The organism is Nocardia sp. NPDC005978 (assembly GCF_040614455.1).
GTDB lineage: Bacteria > Actinomycetota > Actinomycetes > Mycobacteriales > Mycobacteriaceae > Nocardia.
This window is the reverse complement of sequence record NZ_JBEXUS010000009.1, coordinates 58296-83481: the sequence shown is the minus strand read 5'-3', so window position 1 is coordinate 83481 and position 25186 is coordinate 58296. Positions and strand designations below refer to the sequence as shown.

The window sequence follows — 25186 nt, the reverse complement described above, 5'->3', positions numbered from 1 at the left end:
CCCGGTTATCGGCGACGGCCGATAACGCGACATAGACTGCTCCACCGGCGGGGTGCTGCTCGAATCCGAATTCGGTTAGTGACGCTGGGAGAATTGCATGGCGCGACGGCGTATTTGGGCTGCTCTCTCCGTATCGATCGCCTGTCTGGCCGGAACGCTCCTCGGCGTCCCGGCCGCGGCGCAACCGCCGGTCGACGATTCACCGGGTTCGCGGCTCGTGCTCGGTGCGGCCCATCTCCCGCCGATGCAGGCGCTGTTGCAGATCTCCCGGCAGCTCTTTCCCGAGGGCGGTCCCTACCTGCCCTGGACCTATCAGCTGCCGCCGGCGCCGATTCCGCACACGCCCGCGCACGGCGTCTGCCCGAGCGGCTCGGATCAGTGCATCGACGACACGATCGCCGAGATGGAAGCCCGTGCCGCGGTCATGCGCCGGGAATGCGACGACAACGCGCCGCTGCTGCTGAGTTATCTGCACACGACCAAGGGGGAGCGGGAAATCGCGAGGGCCAGTGGCGGTTTCCAGTATCCGGCCCATGTGAACGATTGGTCCACCAGCTACGCGCACCACTATTTCGACGCCATCGACAATTACTACCGCAACGGCCGGCCCGACCTGGTTCCCGAATCCTGGCGGCAGAACTTCCGCGCCTCGGATGACCACTCCCTCACCGTGTTCGGCAACGTGGCCGCCGCCTACAACGCGCACATCACCCACGATCTGCCCATCGTGATCGCCGAAATGGGCGTGACCGCCCCCGACGGCGCGTCCTACAAACCCGACCACGAGAAGATCAACGCGCTGCTCGCGGCGGCCGAACAGGGCACCGTCCAGGAACTGGCCGTCCTCTACGGCGCGGCGGATCCCGCGATGGCGGCGCCCTACGAGACCGAGCCCCTGACCGCCGTGGCGTTCGGACAGGTGATCCAGATCTGGCGCGAATACGCCTGGCGCGGAGCCGAACAGCTGCTGCTGGCCCCGACCCCGGCGGCGAAACAGGAGGTGGAGAACCAGATAGACGCCCTCTCCAACCTGCTCGGCGACATCATCCTGCGCCTGTTCGCCCGCACCGACCCGGCTCCGCACCACTCGCACTGCCCGGCGTCCTGAGCCGGTGTCCGTCGATCTCGTAACCGCCCGCCTGGCCAGCCGGGCGGGCGGGAGATCGGGAGCGGGGATAGATTGGCTCGTTCAGTATTCCTATGCGAAAGGGGTCACTCCCATGTCGATCGCCGCCAACAAGGTCGTATCCATCGAGTACACCCTGACCGATGACGAGGGTGAGGTCATCGACACGTCCGTCGGCGACGCGCCCCTGGAGTACCTGCACGGGGCGGAGAACATCGTGCCCGGACTCGAGCGCGCGCTCGAGGGCAAGGCCAGCGGCGACGAGGTCAAGGTCGTCGTCGAGCCGGAGGACGGCTACGGCGAGTACCTGGCCGAGCTGGTGAGCACCGTGGACCGCAGCGCCATCGAGGGCGTGGACGAGATCGAGGTGGGCATGGAGCTGGCCGCCGAATCGCCCGACGGTGAGATGGAGATCCTCACCGTGCGCGAGGTGGCCGGTGACGAGGTGACCCTCGACGCCAACCACCCGCTGGCCGGGCAGCGCCTGACCTTCGAGGTCCGCGTGGTCGACATTCGCGATGCCAGCGCGGACGAGCTCGCCCACGGCCACCCGCACGGTGACGACGACCACCACCACTGATCGGCTCGGCCGACCTGCTGCGCCGATCGCGTGGCGCGGGTCGGCTCCGCTGCCCCGCGCCGGCCGCGACCGCCTCGCGGGCGTAGTCGGCGACATCGACGGGTTCGCGCCCGAGCAGGTCGCGGACCGTGCCGATGACCCCGGAATTCCGCCCGCCCAGCAGGTCGCGGCGATGACGTGCACGAGCGTCTCGGCGTCAGAGCGGCCCGAAGAAGCCGACGACCCGGGCGATCCGCCCCGCGGCGTCGACCTCGATGAAGTCGATGCCGGTCGGCAGCCGGTTGCCGTCGGCCTCGACCACCCGCCACTCGAATCGAGCGACCCCGTGATGCCCGTCGATCCGGCTGGTCCGGATGACGATCGCCCCCGGCCGCTGCGTCAGCACCGAATCGATATGCGCCAGCAGCTCTTCGGCCCCCGCCGCGTGCACCAGCGGGTCGGTGTACGTCGCCCCCTCGCCCCACACCTGCGCCAGGATCTCGCGCCGCCGCGCCGGGTCGGGATCGCTCCACGCCGTGCAGTAGGTGTCCACCAGCTGTTCGAGAGTTGAAGAGGGCTCGGTCATGTCGACATCCTCGGGCTCGCAGGTACGTCCGAATTCTCCCACCACCGCCCGGTCCGAATCGCGTTCCGGTTTCCGGGTCCTCGATGGCGCGCGCGAATTCCTCAGGCGGGGAACAGAATTTTGGTGAGCAGACCGGTCAGGGTCGTCCGCTCGGCGGGGGTCAGGGCGGCGAAGGTCTCGTCCAGGAAACCGGGGATCTCGCGCTCGGCGGCGGCCAGGGCGCGACGACCGGGGTCGGTGAGCGTCACCGCGTAGGCGCGGCGGTCGGCGGGATCGCGTTCGCGGCGAACGTATCCGGATTTCTCGAGGTCGTCGGCGATGCCGACCATGACGCTGCGGTCGATGCGCAGTTCGGCGCTCAGGGCCTGCTGGGAAGAAGGGCCGACGGCGGCGAGCATCTTCAGCACCAGGTGCTGGCCCACCCCCAGTTCGGTATGCGCGGCGGCGGCTTCGGCCGCCCGCGCCACCAGCGCCGAGGCGCGGCACAGTGCGATATCCGGTCGTTCCGCCGCGAGTTCGGGGAGGTACGGGGACTGTGCGCGCGGATCGGTCCTGGCCATGGGCGCATTCTAACGCAATCATCTGTGTGCAGATCATTTGACGGCAGATGATCGCCGTCCTATGGTCATATCGTCTTGGTGCAGATGATTTGTGAGCAGACGAAATTGAGGCATGCGATGTCGTTGAACCTGTCCGCCGATGAGGTCCTGTCCACCACCCGGGCCGTGCGCCGCCGCCTCGACCTCACGCGGCCCGTGCCACGGGCGCTGATCGAGGAGTGCGTCGACCTCGCGACGCAGGCGCCCACCGGGCGCAATCGCCAGCGGTGGCACTTCCTGGTCGTCACCGATCGCGATCAGCGCGCGGCGGTGGCCGACATCTACCGCAGGGCGGTGCATCTCGCGGAGGGGATGCCCCTGACCTCCCGCGACGTGTATCGCATGAACGCGCACGGATCCTGGCCCCGGATCGCCGAAGGGGTGGACCACCTGTACCGGCACATCCATCGGGTACCCGCCATCGTGATCCCCGCGGTCGAGGGCCGCACCGACCGGACCTCGGTGACCGAACAGGCCGGGACCTGGGGTTCCATCCTGCCCGCGGTCTGGAGCTTCATGCTCGCCGCGCGCGCCCGCGGCCTCGGCACCGTGTGGACCACCGCGCAGGCGCCGCTGGAGCGGGAACTGGCCGGGGTTCTCGGGGTCGACCACGACCGGGTCATGCTCGCCGCGTTCATCCCGCTGGCGTACACCGTCGGCACCGATTTTCGCCCGGCGCAACGTGTTTCCCGAGACGAGGTGCTGCACTGGAACACCTGGTGAGCCGAACGCGCGGCCGTGCGCTGCCGCTCGCACCGAGCCCCGAAACCAACAATGCCCCCGACCGGAATCCGGTGGGAGCATCGCTGTCACGGCACTTCGGGGGTGGAGCCGGTGGTTATCGAGCGGTGCGAGTGTGCCTTACGCGCAGCAGCGCGAAGCCCAGTGGCAACTCGTCACAGGTGGTGATTTCCAGGCCGACCGCGCCCAGCAGTTCCCGGAACTGCGTGGTGGTGCGTTCGCGCCCGCCGACATTGCAGAGCATGTGCAGATCCCAGGCCGGCGTCAACGACCGTGAATCATCTTCGGGGAGCAGCCTTTCGATGATGTACAGCTGCGCGTCCGCGGTCATCGCGGCGGCGCAGCGGCGCAGGATCGCATCGCATTCGGCATCGGCCCAGTCGTGCAGCACCCGCGAGAGCAGGTAGATATCGCTCCCGGAAGGCACGGCCGTACCGAAGAAGTCGCCCGCGACCAGCTCGCACCGGCCCGCGACATCCGCCCGTTCGAAGGTGACGCGAGCGCGGTCCAGTGTGCTCTCGCGTTCGAAGAGCACCCCGCGCAGTTCGGGATTCACCGAGAGCACCCGCGCCAGCAGCTCACCGTTGCCGCCGCCCACGTCGACCACCGTGTGCGCCGCGGCGGTATCGATGAGATGCCCGACCCGTCCGAAGATCGCCGCACTGGCCGCCATCGCACTGTCGAACAGCGCCGCCCGCTTCGGATCCGCGGCGAAGTACTCGAAATGGTGCCTGCCGAAATGCTCGTCGAACGCGGTGTTCCCGGTGCGCACCGCGAAGTCGAGCGCCCCGAACGATTCGTAGAAGGCTCCGCCGTACAACCGGGCCAGCGCGTGCAGCGAATGTTCCCGTTCATTCGCCAGCAGCGCCCCGGTGTCGGTGAGCGCGAACCCCGGCCCGGCGGGCTCGACGACCTCCAGATCGTGCAGGTATCGCAGTAGACGGCCGAGCGCGTCGGAATCGGTGCCGGTCAGGGTGGCCAGCTCGGCGACGGGGAGCCCCGGTGCGACGGCGAGCCGGTCGGCGATGCCGAGTTCGGCGGTGACCGCCAGCGCCTGGGTGGTCCACGCCCCGGTCAGCAGGCGCAGCAGGCGATGGCCCGATTCCTGGGTCTCGCCCAGATGCGTGCCCAGCACCTCCGGATGGTGGCCCGCCACATGCAGTTCCAGCCGCCGGTAGGACAGCGCTCGCCCGCTCGTACACGCGAAGTAGAGAATCGTCGCGTCCTCGTGCGGGTTGTAACCGCCGCCGTCCGAGCGCATCTTGCCGCGACCGGTCAGCACGGCCCGCAGGCCGTTGAGGGTGATGTCGTCGATCTCGCCGGTGGCGAGCGCGAGATGCGATTCGGCGGAGTCGGCCCGCTCGACCGCCGCGATCTGATCGTGCTGGCCCATGAGCACGAAAACCTCTATCTCACAATCATTTCCGTCAGCGGCCGGAATGTCCGCCCGGACGATGCGGACGGGCAACCGGTCGTCCCGGACGCCGTGCCGCACGGCTAGTCTGCGCCGTACGACGGTGCTGGGTCCGTCGGCGACGGGGACGAGGCCGTGCGCGGTGAACAACTTGTCGAGTTCCCCCGCGTCTTCGGGGAATACCAGGACCGCCGTATGCGCGAATGTGCAATGCCCCGCCACCGCCGCGTGTTCGGCCGCGGTCAGTTCGGGCAACATCTCGGCCAGTACCGCGGCGGTGTCATGGGTTCTGACGAATCGCACAGCCGCGCCGAAGCGTTCGCTGTCGATCGAATCCATCCGGGACGGTACTGCCAGCGAACGGGTCACGCATCCTCCTGTGTCAAATGCCGACGTAGTTCTCCGCGAAGAAGTCCTGATGTGTTCTCGAGCCGGCCAGGCTGTGCAACCGGGCACGCTGTAGCTCGCGTTCGAAACCGGGATTGGGTCCGGTGGGCGGGTGCAGCAGCCCGATCATCCAGTGCGAGAACTCGTGCGCCCGCCGGATACGCGGTACGCAGTCGTCCGAATAGCGTTGCAGCGCCGAATCATCGGCGGACCGCAACGCCGCGGTGAGCGCCCGGGCCAGGGTCTGCGCACCGAGAATCGCGAGATTGGCGCCCTTGGCGGCGGACGGGCTGATCGAAGAGGCCGCGTCGCCCACCAGGAACAGTCGCCCCTGCTGAATCGGATCGAGGATCTCCGATCGCAGCCGGACCAGCCCGCGTTCGATGATCGGCCCCTCGCGCAGGGCCCCGTAGCGCTCGGCGCCCAGCCGGGCGGCCAGCGACTCCCAGATGCGTTGCTCACTCCACTGATTCGGCTCCTCGTTCGATGCGCACTGCAGGTAGTAGCGGGTGATGCCGGGGCTGCGCGGCATCTGCCCGGCGAAGCCGTCGGGGTGCACGCCGTAGATGACGGTGTCGCTGGTCGGGGGCGCCTCGGCCAGCAGCGCCAGCCAGGTGATGCCGTACTCGCAGGTGGACCGGGGCGTGGTGATGGTCGCGCGGGCCAGGCCGCGCGCGCCGTCGCAACCCGCGAGGTAGCCTGCGGTGAAATGGAGTTCGCCGCCGTCGGCCGTGCGCGCTCGCACGCGCGGCCGATCCCCGCGATGGTCGAGAATCTGCTCCGCGGTCGTGTCGCAACGCAGTTCTCCACCGCGTCGCAGATATTCTGCTACCAGATCGGTGACAAGCTGCTGTTGCGGATACACCGTGTGCACTTCCCGCCGTCCGAGTTGCCCGTAGGACAGCTCGAAACGATCGGTGGTGCTGCGGAATTCGCAGGTCTCATGGGTGCGCCCGCGCGCCCGCAGACCGGCGTCGAGGCCGTGGGCGCTCAGCACCGCGACACTGCCGGGGGCCAGGAATCCGGCACGCGCACGCTGCTCGATGTGCGCGCGACCGCCGCGCTCCAGGATCACCGTGGTGATTCCGGCGGCCTGCAGGATATTGCCGAGTACCAGACCGGCCGGCCCGGCTCCGAGGATGAGGACCTCGGTGGTGTGATCGCTCCGCCCCACAGACATGGGATCGGAGCCTAGATCAACTCGGGCCCTTGGACCGTGCTGCGTCGTGCCGCGTGTCGCGGCGTGATTCCAGCCTTCTACCTGCACGGAATCCCGACCGAGCGGTTCGTATCGCGGGTCGGCGCGGCCGTTCTCGAATGGCGGCGGCCCCATCGCAATACACTTCGAGTGTTCTCGTTCGTTCAGGCAGACGCCGTGTCTCGACCCTCTCGAGAGGGGTAACGACCGAAATGATCATCGCCAGATTCACCGCCGCGCTCGCGGCCGTCATCACGCTCACCGGGGGACTGCTCACCGCGGGCTCCGATACCGCCGCGGCGTACGGGCCCGCCTCGTGCGATCCCGCGGATCCGTTGCGGCCCACCGCCGAACTGTTCGGCACCTGGAACACCGCCACGATCACCGATCCCGCCGACCCGCGGCTGAACGACCCCCTGGCCCAGTTCGAGCTCGAGGTGAACCTCACCGCGGCAATGGAACTCGGCTTGACGGTGCACTCCGAACCCGTCGACGGCGTCTTCTGGTCCCAGGATTCGCAGCGGATCACCTACGAGCCGGCCCGCCGCTTCGAGCTGGCCTGCACCGGCCGCGACAACCTCTGCTGGATCGCCGACGACCTGAAGGTGCGGTACGGGCAGGAAGCGGTGCTCGGGATCGAGTTCCTGCCCGCCGATCACGAACGCGCGGACGGCTTCCTGGTCCGGGTGCCCGGCGTCGACCTCGCCCGTTTCCACGACGCGCTGCTCGCCGATCCGGTGGCGCGCGACCGCCTCGGCGGCGGTTCCCTGACCGAGGACGGCACGCTGATCCTGGTCGCCGATCGCGCCGATCTCGATGTTGCGCGGACTTTCGTGGAAAGCATGGGCGCGCACTGGGATTCGAACTCGGTGCGCTACGGCGACCGCCAGCTCGTCACGGGCTACTGCTTCCCCGGCGTCTATTTCTGATCGGCCTTCCGGCGCACCATCTCGCCGATCCAGCTGGGCGCGAACGGTGAGGTGCACCCCGGTGCGGTCGGGTAGTCCTTCAGCACTTCGAGCCGTTCACCGATGTCGACGGCCCGCGCGCGCAGTTCCGGGCTCTCGATCCCGATCTGCGCCAGACAGTGATTCATGGCCCACTGCAGGCGTTCCGGCGCGTCCTTCATCTCGGCCTCGATGACATCGAGCAGTCCGGGCAGATCCAGTCCCGCGGGCCGCTTCGCCACCCGCTCGACCGTCAGCGCCCACCCCGCGCTCGCCACCACCGGGTCCGGATCGGCCAGCCACGCCACCCGCAATTCCTCCGCGTGCGGGTTCTTGCTCACCACGTAACTCACCAGCCACCCGTGCACCTTCGGCGTCCGCGCCGCGCGCAGCATGACGTCCAGCTCGTCGCGGTCGAAGGCCTTGGGCCGGCAGATCAGGATGCTCAACAGCCGCGCCGCGCCGTCCCCGGTGTCCCAGAGTTGCCGCGCCAGGTCCGGCTGGGTCTTCAGGCGCTTGGCGACCGCCCGCAGCTTGGTCAGGTTCACCCCGTGATCGTCACCGTGGCGCTCGTTGACGGCCCGGACCTTCGGCTCGTCCAGCGCCCGCAGTTCGGCCACGACCTCGGCCACCGTCACCTCGGGCATCCCGGCCTCCTGTTCCTCGACGTACGACCGGGTCCAGCCTACGAGCCCGCCCGCGTGACCTGCGCGCCCCGGTGTTCGCGGACTCGCGGCGGTTCCGGGCTGAACATTCCCGGGCGGCTGGATAGAGTGGGGCGGTTTGATCTTTGATTAGGAGAAGCGCGCCCATGGGATTCCGGCCTCGCCGATTGCTGTCGCGTCCTGAAGTCGTTGCGGCGCTGTCGTTCTCCGGTGTGCTCACCCTGGGCGTCGCGCTGGTCCCGGCCGCGCCCGCCCTCGCGGCGCCGACCCGGCCGTGGGCCGCCCCGCCGGTGAACGAGTGCGGGGAGACGGGATTCGACCCGCTCGCCCGGCAGCCCCAGCCCGGATCGGTGACGCCGCAACCGGATATCAAGATCCCGGTACCGGTGCCGCAGCTGGTCCCCGTGCAGATTCCCGGCCCGAAGCCGGACGCCACCCGCATCGACCCGGTGGCCCTGCCGTCCGACCCGTGCGCGAACCCGTGCCCGGAGGTCCGGTCCGACGCGCCCGCGAATCCGGCCACGGATCCCGGCAGCGGGAGCGGGAGCGGGGCGAGCCTGCCGCGGGTGGAGATTCAACCCGATCCCGAGCCGATCCCGATTCCGGTCCCGGGCGGGGAGGGCCCCGAGCCGCAGGAACCGCCCGCCGCGGCCCGGCAGCCCGACGCCCCCGCGCCCGCCGCCGCTCCGGTGGCCGCGCCACAGCTGGACTCGGTGCGGCTGGTCAATCAGGTGACCGGGCACGGGTCGCCCAATCGCACCGATATGCGCTGGTCGGTCGACGGCACCGATCTCGGACTGATGTGGGAGACCAGGCCCGGCCAGGTCGCGGTCGTCTTCGGCGACACCTTCGGCAAGGGCTGGAAACCGATCGGCGCGGGCACCGATCAGCAGGACTGGCGCAGCAACGTCATCGGTTACAGCAGCAACCCGGACCTGTCCGCCGGCCTGATCCTGGACGATTTCGTCCAGGACAGCAGCTGCCACGCGACCGAGATCCTGGACAGCCGCAAGATCAAGAACTTCGAGCACACCACCATTCCCACCTCCGGGTTCGCCGTCGGCGACCGCCAGTACCTGACGTACATGTCGATCAATCGCTGGAGCAAGATACCGGGCATGTGGTGGACCAACCACGGCGGCATCGCGTGGTCCGACGACAACGGCCGCACCTGGACGAAATCCCAATGGGCGCGCTGGGACAACCTGTTCGGCGCGGGCCGCTTCCAGGTCGCGACGATGGTCCCGCACGGCGATTACGTCTACATGTTCGGCACGCCCAACGGCCGATTCGGCACGATCGGCCTCGGCCGCGTCCCCGCGACGCAGGTCCTGAACAAATCCGCCTACCAGTACTGGATCGACGGCACCTGGGTGGCGGCCGACGGCGCGAACGAGTTCCGCGCCACCCCACTGGTTTCCGGCACCGCCAGTGAACTCTCGATCCGCTACGACCGCGAATCCGACCGATGGCAGATGGTCTACCTGGACTCGGCCACCCAGTCGATAGTTTTGCGCACCGCCGCCGAACCCCAGGGCGCCTGGTCACCCCCCACCACGCTGCTGACGACCGAGGACTATCCCACCGCCTACGGTGGCTTCCTGCACCCCTGGTCCACCGCGAAGGACCTCTACTTCACGATGTCCGCCTGGAACAGCTACAACGTCTACCTGATGCACGCGACGCTGAAGTGACCCGCGGCGGCCGGTTCGACGGCCGCGGGTCACTCAGTGGGAATCGTTGGTGTGCACAGCTTTTCGGATCAGGTACAGCAGGGCTCCGACGGTTACCACCGCCGCGCCGGTCAGGACCGCGGGGGTGGGGAGGGTGCAGGACAGGGTCAGACAGCCCAGGAGGCCGAGCGCGGGAAGCGCTCGGGGCGGGCGGTTTTCGGCGGGGGTGAGGGTCCAGGCCGCGGCGTTGGCTATCGCGTAGTAGAGAAGGACGCCGAAGGACGAGAAGCCGATCGCGGTGCGGAGATCGGCGGTCGCGGCGGTCGCGGCGACCAGCAGGCCGATCGCCAGTTCGGCGCGGTGGGGAACCCCGAAGCGGGGGTGGACGGCCGACAGGGCGTGGGGGAGGAAGCGGTCCCGCGCCATGGCCAGGGTCGTGCGCGAGACGCCGAGGAGCAGAGCCAGCAGGGTGCCGAGGGCGGCGACCACCGCGCCGGCGCGGACCACGGGCGCGAGCCACGATGCGCCGGCGGCGTCGACCACCTCGGTCAGCGGGGCGGTCGCGGTGGCCAGGCCCTGCGGGCCGAGAACGCTCAGCGCGGCGACGACGACGGTCGTGTACACCAGCAAAGTGATGCCCAGCGCGAGGGGAATCGCGCGCGGGATCGTGCGGGCCGGATCGCGCACCTCCTCGCCGAGGGTGGCGATGCGGGCGTAGCCCGCGAAGGCGAAGAACAGCAGGCCCGCCGCCTGCAGCACACCCAGGACGGTCAGGTCGGAGTCGGTCTCCAGGCGGTCGGCGTGCGCGGCGCCGGAGGCGAACACCGCGACGACCACCGCCGCGAGCACCGCCAGCACGACCGCCACGATGATCCGGGTCGCCAGCGCCGACTTCTCGACCCCGCGATAGTTCACCGCCGTCAGCGCGACCACCGCCGCGACCGCGATCACGTGCGCGTGCTCCGGCCAGGTGTACGCGCCCACCGTCAAAGCCATTGCGGCACAGGACGCGGTCTTGCCGACCACGAAACACCAGCCGGCCAGGAAACCCCAGAACTCGCCGAGTCGCTCCCGTCCGTACACGTACGCCCCGCCCGACACCGGATACCGGGCCGCCAGCCGCGCCGACGAGGTCGCGTTGCAGTACGCCACCACCGCCGCGATCCCGAGCCCGAGCAGCACCCCCGACCCCGCGGCCCGCGCCGCCGGCCCCAGCGCGGCGAAGATCCCCGCCCCGATCATCGACCCGAGTCCGATCACGACCGCGTCGGTCAACCCCAACCGGCGGCGCAGTTCGCCGCTCGCGGGCGTCGGTGCAGTACTGGGCGCCATGCCAAGAGTCTCGCCGAAACCGGCAGCTCGCGCGCCCCGAGCGACCCTCCGGCCGGTGCCGCCGTCGTGGGCCCGGTCGGCGGATGCCGCTGCGGCGCCGGCGGGCCCGGGTCCGCCGCGCCTCGGTCGATCATTCGCCGAGGTCGAATCGGATTCCGGCGCGGAGCATGGTCGTGGCGGGCAGCCCGATCAGGTCGCGGAAGGTCTCGCTGAAGTGGGAGGGGGTTGCGAAGCCCGCGTCGATCGCGGAGCGGGTGAGGTCGGTGCCGGTTATCGCGTCGCGAATGGTGCGGGACATGCGAACCCAGCGCTGGTACCCACGGAACGTGGTGCCGTACTGCTCGGCGAACAGCCGCAGGAAGTGCGTGGTGGACAGGCCGAGGCCGGCGGCGACCCGATCGGCGCGGAACGTGCGGGCGGGGTGGGCGCGAATCGCGTTCGCCACCGCCTCGATTCGCGGATCGGCGGGCCGGGCCTCGCCCGTGATCGCCAGCCGGTAGATCCGATCCGGATCGGGGCGCTCGGCGGCGCACAGCCGGATCAGCTCCCGCTCGCGGCGGTGGTGCAGGCCGAAAGGGCCTGCCGTGCGGTTCATCTCGTCCGCGATGGCCGGAATACCGGCGGGCTCCACGAACAGCGCGAGAATCCAGCCCGCGGTGGCCACGATGCGATGGGGCGTGCGCGCCGGGGCGAACGAGCTGCGCGTGCGAATCACCCCGTGCGCGCCGGTGTGAAGTTCCAGTGGCGCGTCCAGCCCGACGCTCAGCATCGCGACCGCGGGCGCATGCCGGTCGACCCCGAGATCCGGTCCTACGTATCCGATATGCCCGGGTCGCATCCATGCCACCGGCGTTCGCGCCGGGCTAACCGGTTCGATCCGCACTTCCGCCAGGGTAGCGCCACCGCGCCCCGCCGCGGCGACGCACGGGCATCTGCCCCGCGTCCGAGCAAAACGCCCACGCGGCGCGGCCCGAGGTCCGATAGTCGAGATGCCACTACCAACGCTTTGCCACCTGATGATCCGCACGGCGGGAGAAGCACGATGACAAGCCTTGATAACGCAGTGACCGGTGAGATCGCCCCCGCCGCGGGCGCGGCCGCGGATGCGCTCGGCGAGATTCCGCCCGGAATCCTGAACGGGCCGAGCGGGCTCGGCACCCAGCTCGCCCGCCGATTCTCACCACGCCCCCCGGACGCCGAAACCGAACCCGCCACCGCCGCAACCGCTTCCGGCGACCACTGCGCACCCGGCGTACAACGCCTGGGCGAGAGCGCCTTTCACATCCCGCTGCGCCGCCCCACCGCCGACATCGAACCGTATCGGCTGGTCGAATGGGGCGACGGCTCCGGCCCCCCGCTCTACTGCGCACCGGTGGCCCGCGTCGACGATCGCCTCGCCGCGGAGGTCGACGATCGCCTCGCCGCCTGGGCGGCGTCGATCGGCTGCACCGAGGACGAGGTCGGCAAACTGCGCCGGACCGGATACGGCCGCCTGGTCACGCTGACCCACACCGATTCCGAGGATCCGGACCGCCTGCTCGTCGCCGCGCAGATGAACACCGCGTGGTGGATGGCCGACGACTACTACGCCGACGATTCGGCCCTGGGCGCGGAACCGACCCGGCTCCCGCAGCGCCTCACCCTGGCCATGGCGGCCCTGGATCCGGTCCCGGACGCCGGCGAGTTCAGCACGCCCCTGAACGAGGTGCTGCGCGAGGACAAGGTGCTGCGCGCCTTCGGTTCCGCGGTCTCGCACCTGCGCAGGCACGCCACCCCCGACCAGGTGCAGCGCGCCTGCTACGCCACCTTCTCGATGTTCGTGTCCTGGACCGCCTACGCCGCGTGGCGGCACACCGGCCAATCACCCACGGCCTGGGAGTATCTCGCCGCCCGTCAGCACGACAGCTTCTACACCTCGATGACCCTCATCGACCCCGTCGCGGGCTACGAACTCCCGGCCAACCTCTTCTACGACGACCGCGTCCGCCGCGCCGCGTTCCAGGCCGGGACGATCGCGGTCCTGGTCAACGACCTGCTGTCGGTGAAGAAGGACGCCGCCGACGAGAACCCCGTCTGCAACATGGTGCTCCAGATAGCCGCCGACCGCGCCTGCTCGGTGGCGACCGCCGTGGAGATCACCGTGGAGCTGCACAACAGGATGGTCCGCGAGTTCGAGGCCGGACACCTTGCCCTGCGCGCGATTCCGTCCCCGGAACTGCAGCTGTTCCTGCACGGCGTCCGCAATTGGATGGGCGGATCCTTCGAGTGGCACAACACGAATCCCCGGTATCGCTGAGATCGCAGACGACGGAAAACCCTCGTCCGCACAGAATTTCGGTGCGGGCGAGGGGAATCCGGGACTGCCGAACGGTGCGACCTTCCGGGTATGCCGAATCGCGTTGTCCCCGTGCGTCACTCGCCATTCAGATACGTCACCAGCTCCCGGGGCAGCCCGTGCGTATCGTGCAGATACCGGTAGTCGTCCTCGGTCAGCGATCCGCCGAAGCGACCGCGGGACAGTACTTTCCGCCCGCGTCGCAGTAGCAGCTCGAACCCGCGCTCCTCGTTCAGCAGCAGGGTGCGAACATCGTCCGGCCGCATCGACTGCCCGAAATGATCCAGGGTGTGGTCGATGAGCTCCACCGGCAGGTCGGACAGCGTGCGCGTGGGATCGTCCCGCCACAGCGTGGTCAAGGTGCGGCGCAGCAGTCGCCGCAGAATATGACCGCGCCGGGTGGGGGAGGGAACGACCCCGTCGCCGAGAATGACGATGCTGGAGCGCACATGGTCCGAGAGCACCCGCACCGACCGCTCGTCCAGCGTGTCCCAGAGTCGTGGCAGCGTGCGCACCCACGGCCGGAACAGGTCGATCCCGTAGACGGAATCGCTGTGCCCCAGCACCCGGACCAGGCGTTCCAACCCCAGCCCGGTGTCGACCCCGGGCCGCTCCAGCGGCTCCAGACTCCCGTCGGAATGCCGGACGTAGCGCATCATGACGTGATTCCAGACCTCCAGCCAGCGGTCGTCGGTGGTCGGTGTCCCGCACGGCGTTCCCGCGCCGGTCCAGACGAAGAACTCCGAATCCGGGCCGCACAACCCGGTCGGCCCCGACCACCAGTTCTCCCGCGTGGTCGGCTCTACCGGCAGGCCGAGTTCGCCCCAGGTGTCCCAGGATTCGTGATCGGGCCCGACCTCGTCGTCACCACCGAACACGGTGACGTGCATCCGCCCGGGATCGATGCCGAACCCGTCGCGCAGCAGTTCCAGCCCCCAGCGCAGGCTCCGCGAGCCGTCGTAGTCGCCCAGCGACCACGAACCGAGCATCTCGAACACGGTCAGATGGGTGTCGTCGCCGACCTCGTCGAGATCGGTGGTGCGCAGGCATCGTTGCAGATTGGTGAGCCGCCGGCCCAGCGGATGCGGACGGCCGCGCAGGTACGGGGTCAGCGGATGCATGCCCGAGGTGGTGAACAGCACCGGATCGCCCGGCGGCGGCACCAGCGAATCGCCCGGAGTGAACCGGTGCCCGCGGTCGCGGAAGAAGTCGAGAAAGGTCCGGACGGTTTGATCGGTCGTGATCACGGTTGCTCCATCGAGGGGAAGACGACCGGAAACGACCCGAATACCAGGTACGGCAGGCACACCGACAGCGGACCGTTTCCGGTCGCGCGGCGGGGAGAATCAGGTCAGGCAGCGGCGACCGGCGAGCTGGAAGCTCGTGCGGCCGCGACAGCGCTGCGTTGATTGACCTGCATGGCCCCACCGTAGCAACGACCGCACGGGTGGGACGACCGAATTTCGGCGGGGTGGCTCAGCGGATGGGACGGGTGGTGGCGTTGGGATCCTGCCAGTGGCCCAGGTCGAAGTAGAGCGTGGTCATGGTGTCCCACATGGACGACCACGGCTGCTTCGGGCCGCTGCACTTCCAGACCGCGATCATGCGGTCGATGCCCGGGATGCCCATGGGATCGTCGTGTTCGGCCACGCGCTCGACCCGATCGAACCGCGAGCGCAGATCGGCCTCGGCGGTATTGAGCCCGAAGTAGATCACGGTGGTGGCCGAGTCCGGCGGCGGGCCGAAGAAGCCGAAACCCCGGCTGGGACTGTAGACATCGGGCAGGTCGTGCTTGCCGCCGAACTCCTCGACGGCTCCGGCCTGCCAGTAGCCCTGCGAGACGATGACCGCGTCTTCCTTCTCCTGCGGGGTCAGCGTCTCGTACCCGTCGGCGACGGTGTCGACCAGCGTCGTCCAGTTGGTGGTGCCGAACAGGCCGGACCGCACGCCCAGGTCGATGGCGTCCTCGGTCTGGGTGCGCCACGAGGGCGACAGCGGCAGCATGGTGAGCGCCAGGACGTAGGTCAGCGCGGAGAACACGACGATCGGAACCAGCAGCATGTTCATCCACCGTCTGCGGTCGAACTGCCACAGGGTGACCGCGCCGATCGCGAACATGGCCGGGAAGAAACCGGTCGGGTAGTACGGCCGCCCGTGCGTGGCGATCACGAAGGTGGTCATGATCACCAGCGCCACCACGACGAAGCGGTACGGGCGCAGCGATTCCTGCTTCCACACGCCCCAGAACGCGAAGCCGATCAGCACCGAGCCGAGCATGCCGGCCAGCGCCAGCCACTGCGGCATGAAGCCCAGCGGACCGAAGCCCGTGGCGTCCTGCTCCGCGCCGATGATCTTGCCCATCGCCAGCTGCGGCCAGTTGTTCTGCGATTGCCAGTAGAGGATCGGCACCAGCGACAGGGCCAGGATGCCGGTCGCCACCCACAGCGCGGGGCGGCGCAGGATCTCGCGCGGACCGCACAGGATGACGCCCAGGCCCAGGCAACCCCAGACCAGCGGGACCATCCACTTGACCTGCATGTCCAGCGCGGCCACCAGGCCCGCGGCCACGATCAGCCAGTCCTGCCGGACGCGCACCCAGCGCACGAAGAGCCAGGTGATCACGGCGGTGAGGGTGGCGTCGAAGGAGAACGTGCTCAGCGCGACCTGGGTGGTGATCAGGCTGGTGGTCGCGTAGGTGAAGGCCGCGGCGAGCTGGATCCGGCGATCGGCCCGCAGCTCGTAGGCGATCAGCGCCGAGACGACGATCGCGCCGACGCACATCACCACCGCGGGAAAGCGCAGCGCGATCGTCGATCCCGGCGCGGCCAGGTCGGCGAGCCAGGCGAAGAACGGCACCACGACGCCCTGATCGGCGTAGGTGTAGTCGAGCCTGCGCCCGGCCGAGAGGAAGTAGAGCTCGTCGCCGAAGAACTCGTAGCGGCCCGCCGTCACGGTCAGCACCACCGCGGAGAGCGTCGCGACGAGCGCGACTTCGCGCCAGGCGAACCGCGGATGGGGAGCCGGAATTGCTTCCGGCTCGGTATGAACCGCAAGTACGGCTGTCATGTACTTCCCCTTGCAACTTTCCGATCGACGCGCTCGACGTCACCTTGCGCAGGTGGCGTCACCCTCTGTTCGCTGGTGAACCGATTCCTCCCGGCAGCGAACAATGTGAGCGCTGGGCGCTCGCGGTCCTGTCGGATTGCGCAGTTTTGCGAAACGTTAGTGCTTATCACTAGAGTGCGCAAATGCTCTGGCGATAGCGGCAATAGCGGATTGCTTTCAATTGGTAGCGTAGGCCAGGCTTGCCAATGTGACCCGGGTCATGAGTGGCGCGTGAGATGAATGCCTCCGCTAAATTCCGTGCTGATCAGCAATGATTTGGCAATAGTGGGGCGCGGTGTGGTAGCGGCTCGAACTCGGCTGGTGAGCGTGCTGAACCGGGGGCGGTGGTGTGGTGAAGAACGCACTCGGACGCCCGCATGCCTGTTCCACAGCAACCGCTCCAAGATTCAAGCCCCGGAAACCGGGAATCCCCCTACTCGCCAGTATCTATTCACTTCCGGGAATTGCGCATGCCGCTTCGGCGCGGCGCTCCGGAAGCCGCCGTGCTCGTTCCGTGATCTGCAAGGTTTCACCCTGAGCCCATGGTTTTGGGGGCTTGCCCATTCAATTGCCATGCAAATGCGGGCATCACCGAATTGGTGACGGTCTTAGCTTCAACCGGTCACTCGGAGTGCGAACGGAAGTGGACGGCGCACTTCGCCGGTCCGAACGTACACCCGCTCCTCGATCACGCCCCCCACCGGCCGATACGATGACCGATTCATTCCCCCTATCCGCCTCTCACAGTAGCCGAGCCCGTGCGTGCGGGCGGCACTCGCCCGGGGTCGTGGCGCTCGCCCGCCCCGGGGTCACCGCGCGGCCGGGGTGCGCGGGAACGATTGCGCCGCCTCGGCATTGGGATCGCCGCCCGCTCTGGGGCCGGGATCGCTCCGCGTGAACGGGTTCCGCTCGATTCCGTCAGTCGCCGGCCGAGCCAATGGGGCACGACGCGATCGGACGTCGCGGGGCGGTCTCCCACGCGGGACGCGGTCGGGGGTGGGATCAGGTTGTTGCCCTTGCCTGGACGGCGGTGTTGAACGGCGGTGTCGAACCGAATCGCGCACCGCACAGGTCCTCCCGATTCGACCAGAGGCAGGCCGCGGCGAAAACAGTTGTGTTCTAACTGATTTCATCTGGGCCTCGGCGGAACAGTGTGCCGCACCGTCCTGTTCCCCGGGTATGACTCTCGGAATCGCACTCGCCGCCACCGACGCGGACAACTATGTGGATGCCATCGTGGCCCGTGCCCGGACGGTGCACGAACTCGGCGTCGGCGCCGTCTGGTTCGGGCAGCGCATGGACTACGACTCGCCGTTGCTGGCCGCTGTCACCGGCCGGGAGGTGCCCGGGCTACAGGTCGGCACCTCGGCCATTCCGGTCACCGGCCGCCACCCGCTGATCGTCTCCGCGCAGGCCCAGACCGCGCAGGCCGCCACCCACGGGCGGTATCACCTGGGACTGGCCGTGGGATCGACGCTGGTGTCCGGCGCCTTCGGCGTCCCGTTCGACCGGCCCATCGCTGTGCTGCGAGAATTCCTGACCGCGCTGACCGGCCTGCTCGGCAACGAGGCGGCCGGATTCACGGGTGAATTCCTCACCGCCACACCCGCTCTGCCGACCGCCGTGCCCGGAGCCGAGTCGCGGACGCCCGTGCTGGTGGCCGCCATGGGTCCGCAGGCGCTGCGGGTCACCGGTGAACTGGCCGACGGGATCCTGCCGTATCTCGCCGGGCCGCGGACCCTCGCCGAGCACATCGTCCCGGCGCTCACCCGGGCAGCTGCCAAGCCGCAGCGTGTGGTCGCCTTCGTCCCGGCCGTGGTCACCGCCGATCCCGAGGCGCTCCGGGCCGCCGCGGTGGGCAAACTCGCGTTCTACGAAGGGATTCCGTCCTATCGCCGGGTCATCGACCTCGAGGGCGCCGACCGTGCGGTCGATCTCGCGCTCATCGGTGACGAGGAGGCCGTCGCGGCGGGGATCCAGCGCTACTACGACGCCGGAGCCACCGAAGTGGTGCTCACCAGCACCGACCTCGGTACACCCGAGGACGAACTGCGCACCTGGGCGCTGGCCGGCCGGCTCGCCGCCGACCGCGTGCCCGCCGCCTAGCTCGTCCGCCGCTGCCCTGCCGAATCGCGGTCGCCCGGCCCGTTTTCGCCGCCGTGTCACACTTGCCGGCCGTACGTCGTCAACCCTGTGAAGCCGAGAACGGCACCGGTCGACACGAGACAGGACAGAGGAATGGGTATCGAGGATCTGCGGGGAATGATTCGCGGCGGCGTGCTGCTGCCGGGCGACGCGGGGTTCGACGAGGCGGCGCGGCCGTGGAACGTCGCTGTGACACAGCCGGTGTCGGCCGTGGTGAACGTATCGGACGCGCAGGACGCGGCCGAGGCCGTGCGGTACGCCGCCGGCGCGGGGCGGCAGGTGGTGACGCAGACGACCGGGCACGGCGCGACCGGCGGGATCGAGGACGCGATCCTGCTGCGCACCGCCGCCCTGAACCACATCGAGATCGACGCCGAGCGCCGGGTGGCGCGCGTCGGCGCGGGCGTGCAGTGGGGCGCGGTGCAGACCGCCGCGGCCGCGCACGGCCTGACCGGACTGGCCGGCAGCAACCCGGTGGTCGGCGTGCCCGGGTACACCCTCGGCGGCGGCTTCGGCTGGTTCGCCCGCAAGTACGGCTGGGCCTCGAACGCGGTGCGCGCCTTCGGCATCGCCGACGCCTCCGGAACGCGCACCCGGGTCACCGCGGATTCCGATCCGGACCTGTTCTGGGCACTGCGTGGCGGCGGCGGCGATTTCGCGGTCGTCACCGACCTCGAGTTCGAGCTGTTCCCGCTGCCGCGGCTGTACGGCGGCCGGGTGATGTGGTCCGCCGACCGCACCGCCGCGGCGTTCGACCTGTTCGCCGAACTCACCGCGGACGCGCCCGCCGAACTCTCGGTGTGGTTGCAGCGCTACCAGATTCCCGGGGCCGCGCCCACGGTGGCGCTGGACTTCGCCTACCTCGGCGACGCCGCCGAAGGCCGCGAACTGACGAAGCGGCTCGACAGCATCGACGGTGTGATCGCCGATACCCGGGGCGCCCTCACCCCGGCCGAGATCGGCCGAATCACCGCCGAGCCAACCGATCCCAGCCCTTCGCTCTCACGCGGCGAGCTGCTCACCGACCTCGGCGACGCGGTGGTCAAAACCCTGATCGAAGCGACGACGGCCCCGCTGCTCAACATCCAGCTCCGCGCCCTCGGCGGCGCCCTCACCACCGCGAGCCCCCACGACGGCGCACGCGGCCCCGTCACCGAGCCCTACGCCCTCTACCTCCTGGGCCTGGGCCTGCCGCACCTGCTCGCCGACATCCGCACCCGCTTCACCGAAATCACCGACGCCCTGTCCGACCACATCACCGGCTCGAAGCCCTACACCTTCCTGGCCCCCGGCGAGTCCGCCTCCGCCGCCTTCGATCCCGAGACCCTGACCCGCCTCCGCGAGATCAAGCAGGCTCGCGATCCCCACAACGTGGTCCGCGCCAACTTCCCGATCAACGACTGAGCGGCCACGCACTCACAGCACCGCCCCGCCTTCGAACTCGAAGGCGGGGCGGTGTTTTCCGGGCTCAGACTCGCCGCAGCGCCAGTACCGGGATGGTCCGGATACCCGCGGTCTTCTCCGCGTATCCCGCGAATCCCGGGTAGCGCCCGGCCTGTTCGGCGTAGATCCGGTCCCGGTCCGCCCCCGTGATCTCGGTGACGGTGACCGGGTACCGCTCGGTCCCGACCTCGACCTCCCCGGTCCCCGCGGTGGTGAGGTTGTAGTACCAGTCCGGGTTGGTGGGCGCTCCCGCCTTGGACGCGAAGACGTAGATAACGGCCTCGTCGTCCGCGTCGGCCAGATACATCATGGGGCTCACCAGTTCCCGCCCGGTCTTGCGCCCCCGGTTGTGGACCAGCACCATCGGCGCCCCCTCGAAAGGCCCCCCGACCCGGCCCTGGTTCTCCCGGAATTCGGCAATGATTTCGCTGTTCCAGTCACGAGGCTCACTCATGGCACGGATTCTTCCGGCGCGGCCGGGCACGGGCACGGATCCGCACGTCGTGGGAGGTCGGCACGCGTGTCTCGGGTCGGCCGCCGCCCGCCGGATCAAGACCGCAGGCGGCCCCACGGCGATTATGTCCCCGCGCACTTCCTCGATCGGCCGCGTGATCCAACCGTCCCGCGTGCTCCGAACCCTCGACATAGCTCCTGACCTCCCGCCGAGGCGTTCCTGCAACCCGGCCGCGGTGCTGCTCGCCAACCGGCCCCCAATTGGGTTCAGTGGAGAAAGAGCATCGCTCGACAACGCCACGAACTCGGGGTCGAGTGGCTCGATTGCTTCGATGCCGAACCGTCGGAGTATCAGCCGGCCGGCCGAGGGCGGCCCGGTAGTGGGTGCATCCGGCGGCGTGCGGTGCCACCGTGAAAGTCTTGTCGCACTACAGATTCGGTGGCACGCGTGCCGCAGCCGCGTGCTGAGGTTCGGGAACGCGGCAGGATGTCGGATGCCGCCCCACTCGATCGAAGTCCCCGGGGCGATGCCCGGGGACCCGATCGAGCAGTCCTACTGGGTGTTGGCCGTGCAAGCCGACTTCGCGAGCTGGGGGATGCTGAAGGCGCCCATGAAGCCGGTGTCGGGGCCGAGGGCGGTTACGGCGTTGCGTTCGGCGTCGGCGCGGGTCGGGCCCACCGCCCAGATCGAGGGGTGGCCCTTGTAGCGGGCGATGGCGGCGCACTCGTTCACGAAGGTCAGGACAACCTTGCAGTTCGAGGAACCGCATTCGTTCAGTGCGGTGGCCGACGCGGAATCGGGGTCGGTGGCGACGCCCCAGCCGTAGCCGACCATCTGGCCGGTGGGGCCGTCGATCACCGCGGCCAGGGCGCCGAAGGAATCACCCTCCGCGTGGGCGGTGCCGGCAACCGCGGTGGTGGTGGCGAAAGCGGCGAGGACGGCGGCGCCCACAGCGATCTTGCGTGCGAAAGACATTCTGATAACTCCCCAAATCGAATTCGTACCCGGCGATCATGCACGATGTGATCGGAGTCTCAAAATCGCGAGTTCCGCTGAGGCTCAATGTCTTTGAGTTCGGGCCTGCCGAGCGTGTGCGCCGGGGCCCCGACCTACGCCGCCGCCGCTCGCGCGGAGGTTCTTCGAGCGGGTCATCCGTCGGCGGGCGGGCTCGTCGCCCGGCCCGGGTGGAACGGGAAAAGCCCGCGGTCTCCGGGAGACCACGGGCTTTCCGATGCTGTGGAGCTAAGGGGAATCGAACCCCTGACCTTCTCGATGCGAACGAGACGCGCTACCAACTGCGCTATAGCCCCAGCCGCTCGCCGTTTCCGGCTTGCGATGGAAGACTTTAGCAGGTCGGTTGGCCGGTCAACGAATCGGCTGGTTACGGGGGGTTTCTCGGGTTGGAGAACGGGTGGGGGCGACGGGTGGAATCGGGGAGCGTGGCGGGGTCGGCCGGGTTCGGTGGAGAGGTGTCGATGCCGGCGGGACGGGAGTGAGGGTGGGGGAGGTGGCCGGCCGTGTGAGTGGGGTGGATCCGATCGGAGGTGGGGAAGGCTCGGGAACGTGCCTGCGGTGGGAGGGTGCTCGGTTTCGGTGGGTGGGGAAGGTCGGGAACCGGTCCTCGGGGTGACAGCGTGGGTTTCCGAATTCGGTGGTGGCGGGGAGGGGCCGGGGACGCGCGCGTGGGGGTGCGAAGTTGGTGAGGGCATGAAATTCGGCGGGTGCCGTCGGTATTTTCGAGGGGAGTGCGCGGGGGTGGGGATGGAGGTTGTGGATAAGTGTGGAGAGTTTCCCGATGGCGGGGTGGGAATGGTTCGGGCCCAGGTGATTCCGGGCGCTATTGGGGATGAATGGAAACTGGTCGGTCTGGGAACGGGGGTGGGTTCGGTTGGGGGAGAGATCGATTGCCGCGAGGGGGGAGTGGAAGGGATGTGGGTGTCCGGTCCGTGAGGAGTCGAATTCGTTCGGGGCGTATAGAACTGCCGTTCCGGGGCGGGGGTGAAGCCTGCATCGCGGGGCACGCGGATTGCAAGTGTGCGCGGGACGCTCGGGGATATCTCGACGGAGGTGAAAGTGAAATAGCCGAATTTCAGGGGCTTGGCGCGCGAGAGGGTTATGTGCTGGTTCGGGAGACGGTGCGGATCAGTGCCCGACGGGTTCGGTGTACGACTCCAGAACGCGCAGGAATAGGTCCAGGCGATAGGCGCGTAGCTCGGCGCTGTCCGGCTCCAGCAGACACTGCACCAGCGTGCCGTCGTGCACCGCGATCAGGGCGCGGCCCAGGGCGGGCGGATCGGTGACACGACGGCCGGCGCGCTCCAGCAGCGTGCTGACCACCGGCGTCAGGGCCGCGCTGATGGCGGCCTCGCGGGCGACCATCAACCGGCGCAGCGGCGGGGTGCGCAGCGCGTGCGCGGTGAACTCGGAGGTGATGCGAAACCACTTGTCGTCCACCGGAACCGCGTCGAGCACGTGTTCCATCACCGCGCGCGGGTCGGTCACCGCCAGGTCCGCGTCCAGCACCGCGCGCACCTGGTCCAGCATGGCCGCCGAACGCTGCTCCCACATGGCCAGGAACAGCTCCTCGAGGGAGGTGAAGTTGGAGTAGAACGCGCCCCGGGTGAATCCGGCGCGCTCGCAGATCTGCTCGACCGTGCATCGGCCGAGCCCGTCGTCGGCGAACGCGTCGAAGGCCGCGTCCAGCAGGCGCTGACGGGTCTGCGATCGCCGCCGCTTCGTCGGCGCTGTGGTCTCCGCGCCCCCCGGCGCACTATCGGCCCTGCTCACGACCGCATCGTACCGGTGCGCCACGCCCGGCGAACGCGCGCCGGAGCTCAGCGCGTCAAGGCCGGGCCGAGACACCCCGCGCGCGGCCCGGGCCGATGAACCGCGCGCGGCTAGCGCCGAGCACCCGCACGCCCACCGCCGCCCGCGTCCCGCGCCGCGCCGAGCACCTGCTCGAGCATCGCGGGCGTGAGCCGCCCGGTGAAAGTGTTCTGCTGGCTCGGGTGATAGCAGCCGAACAGCTGCACCGGCGCCCGATCCGGCCGCGACCCGGCCAGTTCGTACCGCACACCGTGCCCGAAGCGCGGCTTGGGTTTCGGTACCGCCCAGCCGGATTCGGCCAGCGCGGGCAGCAGCGCCTGCCAGCCCCAGCCGCCCAGCACGACGATCGACCGCAGCGTCGGCGCGAGCAGGCCCAGTTCGGTGACCAGCCAGTGCCGGCAGTTGTCCCGCTCGTCCGGCGTGGGCTTGTTGTCCGGTGGCGCGCAGTGCACGGGCGCGGTGACCCTGGTGTCGATGAGCCGCAGCCCATCCCCGGGCCGGACGCTGGTGGGCTGATTGCTCATCCCCGCCGCGTACATGGCCGCGATCAGCACGTCGCCCGCGCGATCCCCGGTGAACATCCGCCCGGTTCGATTGCCGCCGTGCGCCGCCGGCGCCAGCCCCACCACCAGCACTCGGGCGTCGTCCGGCCCAGCCCCGGAACGGGCTTCCCCCAGTAGTTCTCGTCGCGGAACGCCGCGCGTTTGTCCCGCGCCACCAGCTCCCGCCACGCGACCAGACGCGGGCAGGCACGACACGCCGTGAGCCGGTCGTCCAGCTCGGCAATTGTGCGGCACACGAGAGTGACTCAAGCACATCCCCGTTCCGACCGGGCCGCAGCCCTCCGGCGTGGCGAAGATGGATACTGTGAGCCGGTAGCGGAGGGTTTGCGACGGGAAGGACGCGGGTCGGATGGCGGATATCGGCGAGCTGGGCAACGCCGTCAGCGAGGCCCAGTCGATCGGAAACCTCCTGGGCGTGTTCGCATTCGGGGTGTCGGGCGCGCTGCTGGCGGTGCGCCGCAACTTCGACGTGGTCGGCATCCTGGTCCTGGCCATGTGCACCGCCACCGGCGGCGGCATCCTGCGTGATCTCATCATCGGCAAGACCCCGCCCTCGGCCTTCGTGCACCTGAGTTACGGCGCCACCGCACTGCTGGCCGCGGTCGTCATCTTCTTCTGGCATCCGCCGCGCCGGCTGATCCGCGTGCCCCTGCTCGTCACCGACGCCGTCGGCCTCGGCCTGTTCTGCGTGACCGGAACCGTCACCGCCTACGAGGCCGGGCTCTCGGCCACCGCCTCCGCGGCCCTGGGCGTGGTCACCGCGGTCGGCGGCGGTGTGATCCGGGACGTGCTCGCCGGGGTCACCCCCAGCGTCCTGAGCGACGGCGAGCTGTACGCGGTCCCCGCGCTGCTCGGCTCGGTCGCGGCCGCGCTGCTGCTGCACTACGGCCAATACACGTTCTGGACAGGTGGTTTGGCGGGAGTGGGTGCGGTGACCCTGCGCCTGCTGGCATTGTGGCGGCACTGGCGCGCACCGCTGGCCCGCCCGCATCGCCGTCGCGAGGCGGCGTGAGCGGGGCGGTCGTGTCTCCCGAGTACCCCGAACATGGTTGATAGCATGGCGAAGGTTGGCCGCCGGGCTGTGCATC

At 69.4% G+C, this 25186-nt stretch carries 21 protein-coding genes, 1 tRNA gene and 1 pseudogene; 9 read left to right on the top strand and 14 right to left on the bottom strand.

Annotation, left to right across the window (positions count from 1 at the left end; genetic code table 11):
* Window positions 1–97 precede the first annotated feature (97 nt).
* Both ABZ319_RS06205 and ABZ319_RS06200 read left to right on the top strand, forming a co-directional pair.
* Window positions 98–1108, top strand: coding sequence for a DUF5995 family protein (locus tag ABZ319_RS06205; RefSeq protein ID WP_354985243.1), 1011 nt, complete (start codon window positions 98–100; stop codon window positions 1106–1108).
* A gap of 112 nt (window positions 1109–1220) precedes the next feature.
* Window positions 1221–1706, top strand: coding sequence for a peptidylprolyl isomerase (locus tag ABZ319_RS06200; protein WP_354985242.1), 486 nt, complete (start codon window positions 1221–1223; stop codon window positions 1704–1706).
* A gap of 196 nt (window positions 1707–1902) precedes the next feature.
* On the opposite strand, the gene ABZ319_RS06195 is transcribed toward ABZ319_RS06200, so the two are convergent.
* Together ABZ319_RS06195 and ABZ319_RS06190 are read right to left on the bottom strand one after the other, a co-directional pair.
* Entirely contained in the window at window positions 1903–2271 is a 369-nt protein-coding gene (locus ABZ319_RS06195; protein WP_354985241.1) for a nuclear transport factor 2 family protein, read from the bottom strand.
* Window positions 2272–2372: 101 nt separating this feature from the next.
* The gene (locus ABZ319_RS06190; protein WP_354985240.1) at window positions 2373–2831 is read right to left on the bottom strand and encodes a MarR family transcriptional regulator; all 459 of its coding nucleotides are present in this window, start codon (window positions 2829–2831) and stop codon (window positions 2373–2375) included.
* Between the two features lie 117 nt (window positions 2832–2948).
* On the opposite strand from ABZ319_RS06190, the gene ABZ319_RS06185 reads away from it, so the two are divergent.
* Complete coding sequence (locus ABZ319_RS06185; protein ID WP_354985239.1) at window positions 2949–3593, top strand: nitroreductase family protein; 645 nt, start codon at window positions 2949–2951, stop codon at window positions 3591–3593.
* A 115-nt stretch (window positions 3594–3708) separates the two neighbouring features.
* Here ABZ319_RS06185 and ABZ319_RS06180 read toward each other — a convergent pair whose 3' ends face one another.
* Both ABZ319_RS06180 and ABZ319_RS06175 read right to left on the bottom strand, forming a co-directional pair.
* A complete protein-coding gene (locus ABZ319_RS06180) occupies window positions 3709–5394 on the bottom strand; it encodes a methyltransferase (RefSeq protein WP_354985238.1) in 1686 nt (561 codons plus the stop codon).
* Window positions 5395–5407: 13 nt separating this feature from the next.
* On the bottom strand, window positions 5408–6592 hold the full coding sequence (locus ABZ319_RS06175) for a 4-hydroxybenzoate 3-monooxygenase (RefSeq protein ID WP_354985237.1): 1185 nt from the start codon (window positions 6590–6592) through the stop codon (window positions 5408–5410).
* A 230-nt stretch (window positions 6593–6822) separates the two neighbouring features.
* On the opposite strand from ABZ319_RS06175, the gene ABZ319_RS06170 reads away from it, so the two are divergent.
* Window positions 6823–7539, top strand: a complete 717-nt coding sequence (locus ABZ319_RS06170) for a hypothetical protein (RefSeq protein ID WP_354985236.1) — start codon at window positions 6823–6825, stop codon at window positions 7537–7539.
* Here ABZ319_RS06170 and ABZ319_RS06165 read toward each other — a convergent pair.
* Complete coding sequence (locus tag ABZ319_RS06165; protein WP_354985235.1) at window positions 7530–8204, bottom strand: DNA alkylation repair protein; 675 nt, start codon at window positions 8202–8204, stop codon at window positions 7530–7532. The genes ABZ319_RS06170 and ABZ319_RS06165 overlap by 10 nt on opposite strands.
* A gap of 164 nt (window positions 8205–8368) precedes the next feature.
* Here ABZ319_RS06165 and ABZ319_RS06160 point away from each other — a divergent pair, with 164 nt between their 5' ends.
* The gene (locus ABZ319_RS06160; RefSeq protein ID WP_354985234.1) at window positions 8369–9916 is read left to right on the top strand and encodes a DUF4185 domain-containing protein; all 1548 of its coding nucleotides are present in this window, start codon (window positions 8369–8371) and stop codon (window positions 9914–9916) included.
* A gap of 33 nt (window positions 9917–9949) precedes the next feature.
* Here the strand turns inward: ABZ319_RS06160 and ABZ319_RS06155 are convergent, their stop codons facing one another.
* Window positions 9950–11227: an APC family permease gene (locus ABZ319_RS06155; protein WP_354985233.1), complete on the bottom strand. Its 1278-nt coding sequence runs from the start codon at window positions 11225–11227 to the stop codon at window positions 9950–9952.
* 130 nt (window positions 11228–11357) lie between these two features.
* Window positions 11358–12065, bottom strand: a complete 708-nt coding sequence (locus ABZ319_RS06150) for an AraC family transcriptional regulator (RefSeq protein WP_354985232.1) — start codon at window positions 12063–12065, stop codon at window positions 11358–11360.
* 204 nt (window positions 12066–12269) lie between these two features.
* Between ABZ319_RS06150 and ABZ319_RS06145 the strand changes: the two genes are divergently transcribed.
* Window positions 12270–13523, top strand: a complete 1254-nt coding sequence (locus ABZ319_RS06145) for a family 2 encapsulin nanocompartment cargo protein terpene cyclase (RefSeq protein WP_354985231.1) — start codon at window positions 12270–12272, stop codon at window positions 13521–13523.
* Window positions 13524–13639: 116 nt separating this feature from the next.
* Here the strand turns inward: ABZ319_RS06145 and ABZ319_RS06140 are convergent, their stop codons facing one another.
* Window positions 13640–14809, bottom strand: coding sequence for an alanine--tRNA ligase-related protein (locus ABZ319_RS06140; protein WP_354985230.1), 1170 nt, complete (start codon window positions 14807–14809; stop codon window positions 13640–13642).
* A 229-nt stretch (window positions 14810–15038) separates the two neighbouring features.
* A complete protein-coding gene (locus ABZ319_RS06135; protein WP_354985229.1) occupies window positions 15039–16628 on the bottom strand; it encodes a glycosyl transferase family 39 in 1590 nt (529 codons plus the stop codon).
* 1218 nt (window positions 16629–17846) lie between these two features.
* Between ABZ319_RS06135 and ABZ319_RS06130 the strand changes: the two genes are divergently transcribed.
* Together ABZ319_RS06130 and ABZ319_RS06125 are read left to right on the top strand one after the other, a co-directional pair.
* Complete coding sequence (locus ABZ319_RS06130; protein WP_354985228.1) at window positions 17847–18773, top strand: TIGR03564 family F420-dependent LLM class oxidoreductase; 927 nt, start codon at window positions 17847–17849, stop codon at window positions 18771–18773.
* A gap of 132 nt (window positions 18774–18905) precedes the next feature.
* A complete protein-coding gene (locus tag ABZ319_RS06125; protein ID WP_354985227.1) occupies window positions 18906–20216 on the top strand; it encodes an FAD-binding oxidoreductase in 1311 nt (436 codons plus the stop codon).
* A gap of 64 nt (window positions 20217–20280) precedes the next feature.
* On the opposite strand, the gene ABZ319_RS06120 is transcribed toward ABZ319_RS06125, so the two are convergent.
* The 5 genes and pseudogenes from ABZ319_RS06120 to ABZ319_RS06100 all read right to left on the bottom strand — a co-directional run bounded on the left by ABZ319_RS06120 (window position 20281) and on the right by ABZ319_RS06100 (window position 24334).
* Entirely contained in the window at window positions 20281–20709 is a 429-nt protein-coding gene (locus tag ABZ319_RS06120) for a nitroreductase/quinone reductase family protein (protein WP_354985226.1), read from the bottom strand.
* A 552-nt stretch (window positions 20710–21261) separates the two neighbouring features.
* Window positions 21262–21684, bottom strand: coding sequence for a DUF4189 domain-containing protein (locus ABZ319_RS06115; protein WP_354985225.1), 423 nt, complete (start codon window positions 21682–21684; stop codon window positions 21262–21264).
* A gap of 262 nt (window positions 21685–21946) precedes the next feature.
* Window positions 21947–22019 (bottom strand) — tRNA-Ala (locus ABZ319_RS06110).
* Between the two features lie 832 nt (window positions 22020–22851).
* Complete coding sequence (locus ABZ319_RS06105) at window positions 22852–23496, bottom strand: TetR/AcrR family transcriptional regulator (protein WP_354985224.1); 645 nt, start codon at window positions 23494–23496, stop codon at window positions 22852–22854.
* A gap of 110 nt (window positions 23497–23606) precedes the next feature.
* A pseudogene (locus ABZ319_RS06100) lies at window positions 23607–24334 on the bottom strand (uracil-DNA glycosylase).
* Window positions 24335–24447: 113 nt separating this feature from the next.
* Here ABZ319_RS06100 and ABZ319_RS06095 point away from each other — a divergent pair.
* Window positions 24448–25110 carry a trimeric intracellular cation channel family protein gene (locus ABZ319_RS06095; protein WP_354985223.1) on the top strand — a complete coding sequence of 221 codons (663 nt, stop codon included), beginning with the start codon at window positions 24448–24450 and terminating at the stop codon, window positions 25108–25110.
* Window positions 25111–25186: the final 76 nt, after the last annotated feature.

Excerpts from the sequence above, each read along its gene's own strand:
- ABZ319_RS06205 (WP_354985243.1), top strand. The coding sequence starts at position 98 with ATGGCGCGACGGCGTATTTGGGCTGCTCTCTCCGTATCGATCGCCTGT.
- ABZ319_RS06200 (WP_354985242.1), top strand. The coding sequence starts at position 1,221 with ATGTCGATCGCCGCCAACAAGGTCGTATCCATCGAGTACACCCTGACC.
- ABZ319_RS06195 (WP_354985241.1), bottom strand. The coding sequence starts at position 2,271 with ATGACCGAGCCCTCTTCAACTCTCGAACAGCTGGTGGACACCTACTGC.
- ABZ319_RS06190 (WP_354985240.1), bottom strand. The coding sequence starts at position 2,831 with ATGGCCAGGACCGATCCGCGCGCACAGTCCCCGTACCTCCCCGAACTC.
- ABZ319_RS06185 (WP_354985239.1), top strand. The coding sequence starts at position 2,949 with ATGTCGTTGAACCTGTCCGCCGATGAGGTCCTGTCCACCACCCGGGCC.
- ABZ319_RS06175 (WP_354985237.1), bottom strand. The coding sequence starts at position 6,592 with ATGTCTGTGGGGCGGAGCGATCACACCACCGAGGTCCTCATCCTCGGA.
- ABZ319_RS06170 (WP_354985236.1), top strand. The coding sequence starts at position 6,823 with ATGATCATCGCCAGATTCACCGCCGCGCTCGCGGCCGTCATCACGCTC.
- ABZ319_RS06165 (WP_354985235.1), bottom strand. The coding sequence starts at position 8,204 with ATGCCCGAGGTGACGGTGGCCGAGGTCGTGGCCGAACTGCGGGCGCTG.
- ABZ319_RS06160 (WP_354985234.1), top strand. The coding sequence starts at position 8,369 with ATGGGATTCCGGCCTCGCCGATTGCTGTCGCGTCCTGAAGTCGTTGCG.
- ABZ319_RS06155 (WP_354985233.1), bottom strand. The coding sequence starts at position 11,227 with ATGGCGCCCAGTACTGCACCGACGCCCGCGAGCGGCGAACTGCGCCGC.
- ABZ319_RS06150 (WP_354985232.1), bottom strand. The coding sequence starts at position 12,065 with ATGCGACCCGGGCATATCGGATACGTAGGACCGGATCTCGGGGTCGAC.
- ABZ319_RS06145 (WP_354985231.1), top strand. The coding sequence starts at position 12,270 with ATGACAAGCCTTGATAACGCAGTGACCGGTGAGATCGCCCCCGCCGCG.
- ABZ319_RS06135 (WP_354985229.1), bottom strand. The coding sequence starts at position 16,628 with ATGACAGCCGTACTTGCGGTTCATACCGAGCCGGAAGCAATTCCGGCT.
- ABZ319_RS06130 (WP_354985228.1), top strand. The coding sequence starts at position 17,847 with ATGACTCTCGGAATCGCACTCGCCGCCACCGACGCGGACAACTATGTG.
- ABZ319_RS06125 (WP_354985227.1), top strand. The coding sequence starts at position 18,906 with ATGGGTATCGAGGATCTGCGGGGAATGATTCGCGGCGGCGTGCTGCTG.
- ABZ319_RS06120 (WP_354985226.1), bottom strand. The coding sequence starts at position 20,709 with ATGAGTGAGCCTCGTGACTGGAACAGCGAAATCATTGCCGAATTCCGG.
- ABZ319_RS06115 (WP_354985225.1), bottom strand. The coding sequence starts at position 21,684 with ATGTCTTTCGCACGCAAGATCGCTGTGGGCGCCGCCGTCCTCGCCGCT.
- ABZ319_RS06095 (WP_354985223.1), top strand. The coding sequence starts at position 24,448 with ATGGCGGATATCGGCGAGCTGGGCAACGCCGTCAGCGAGGCCCAGTCG.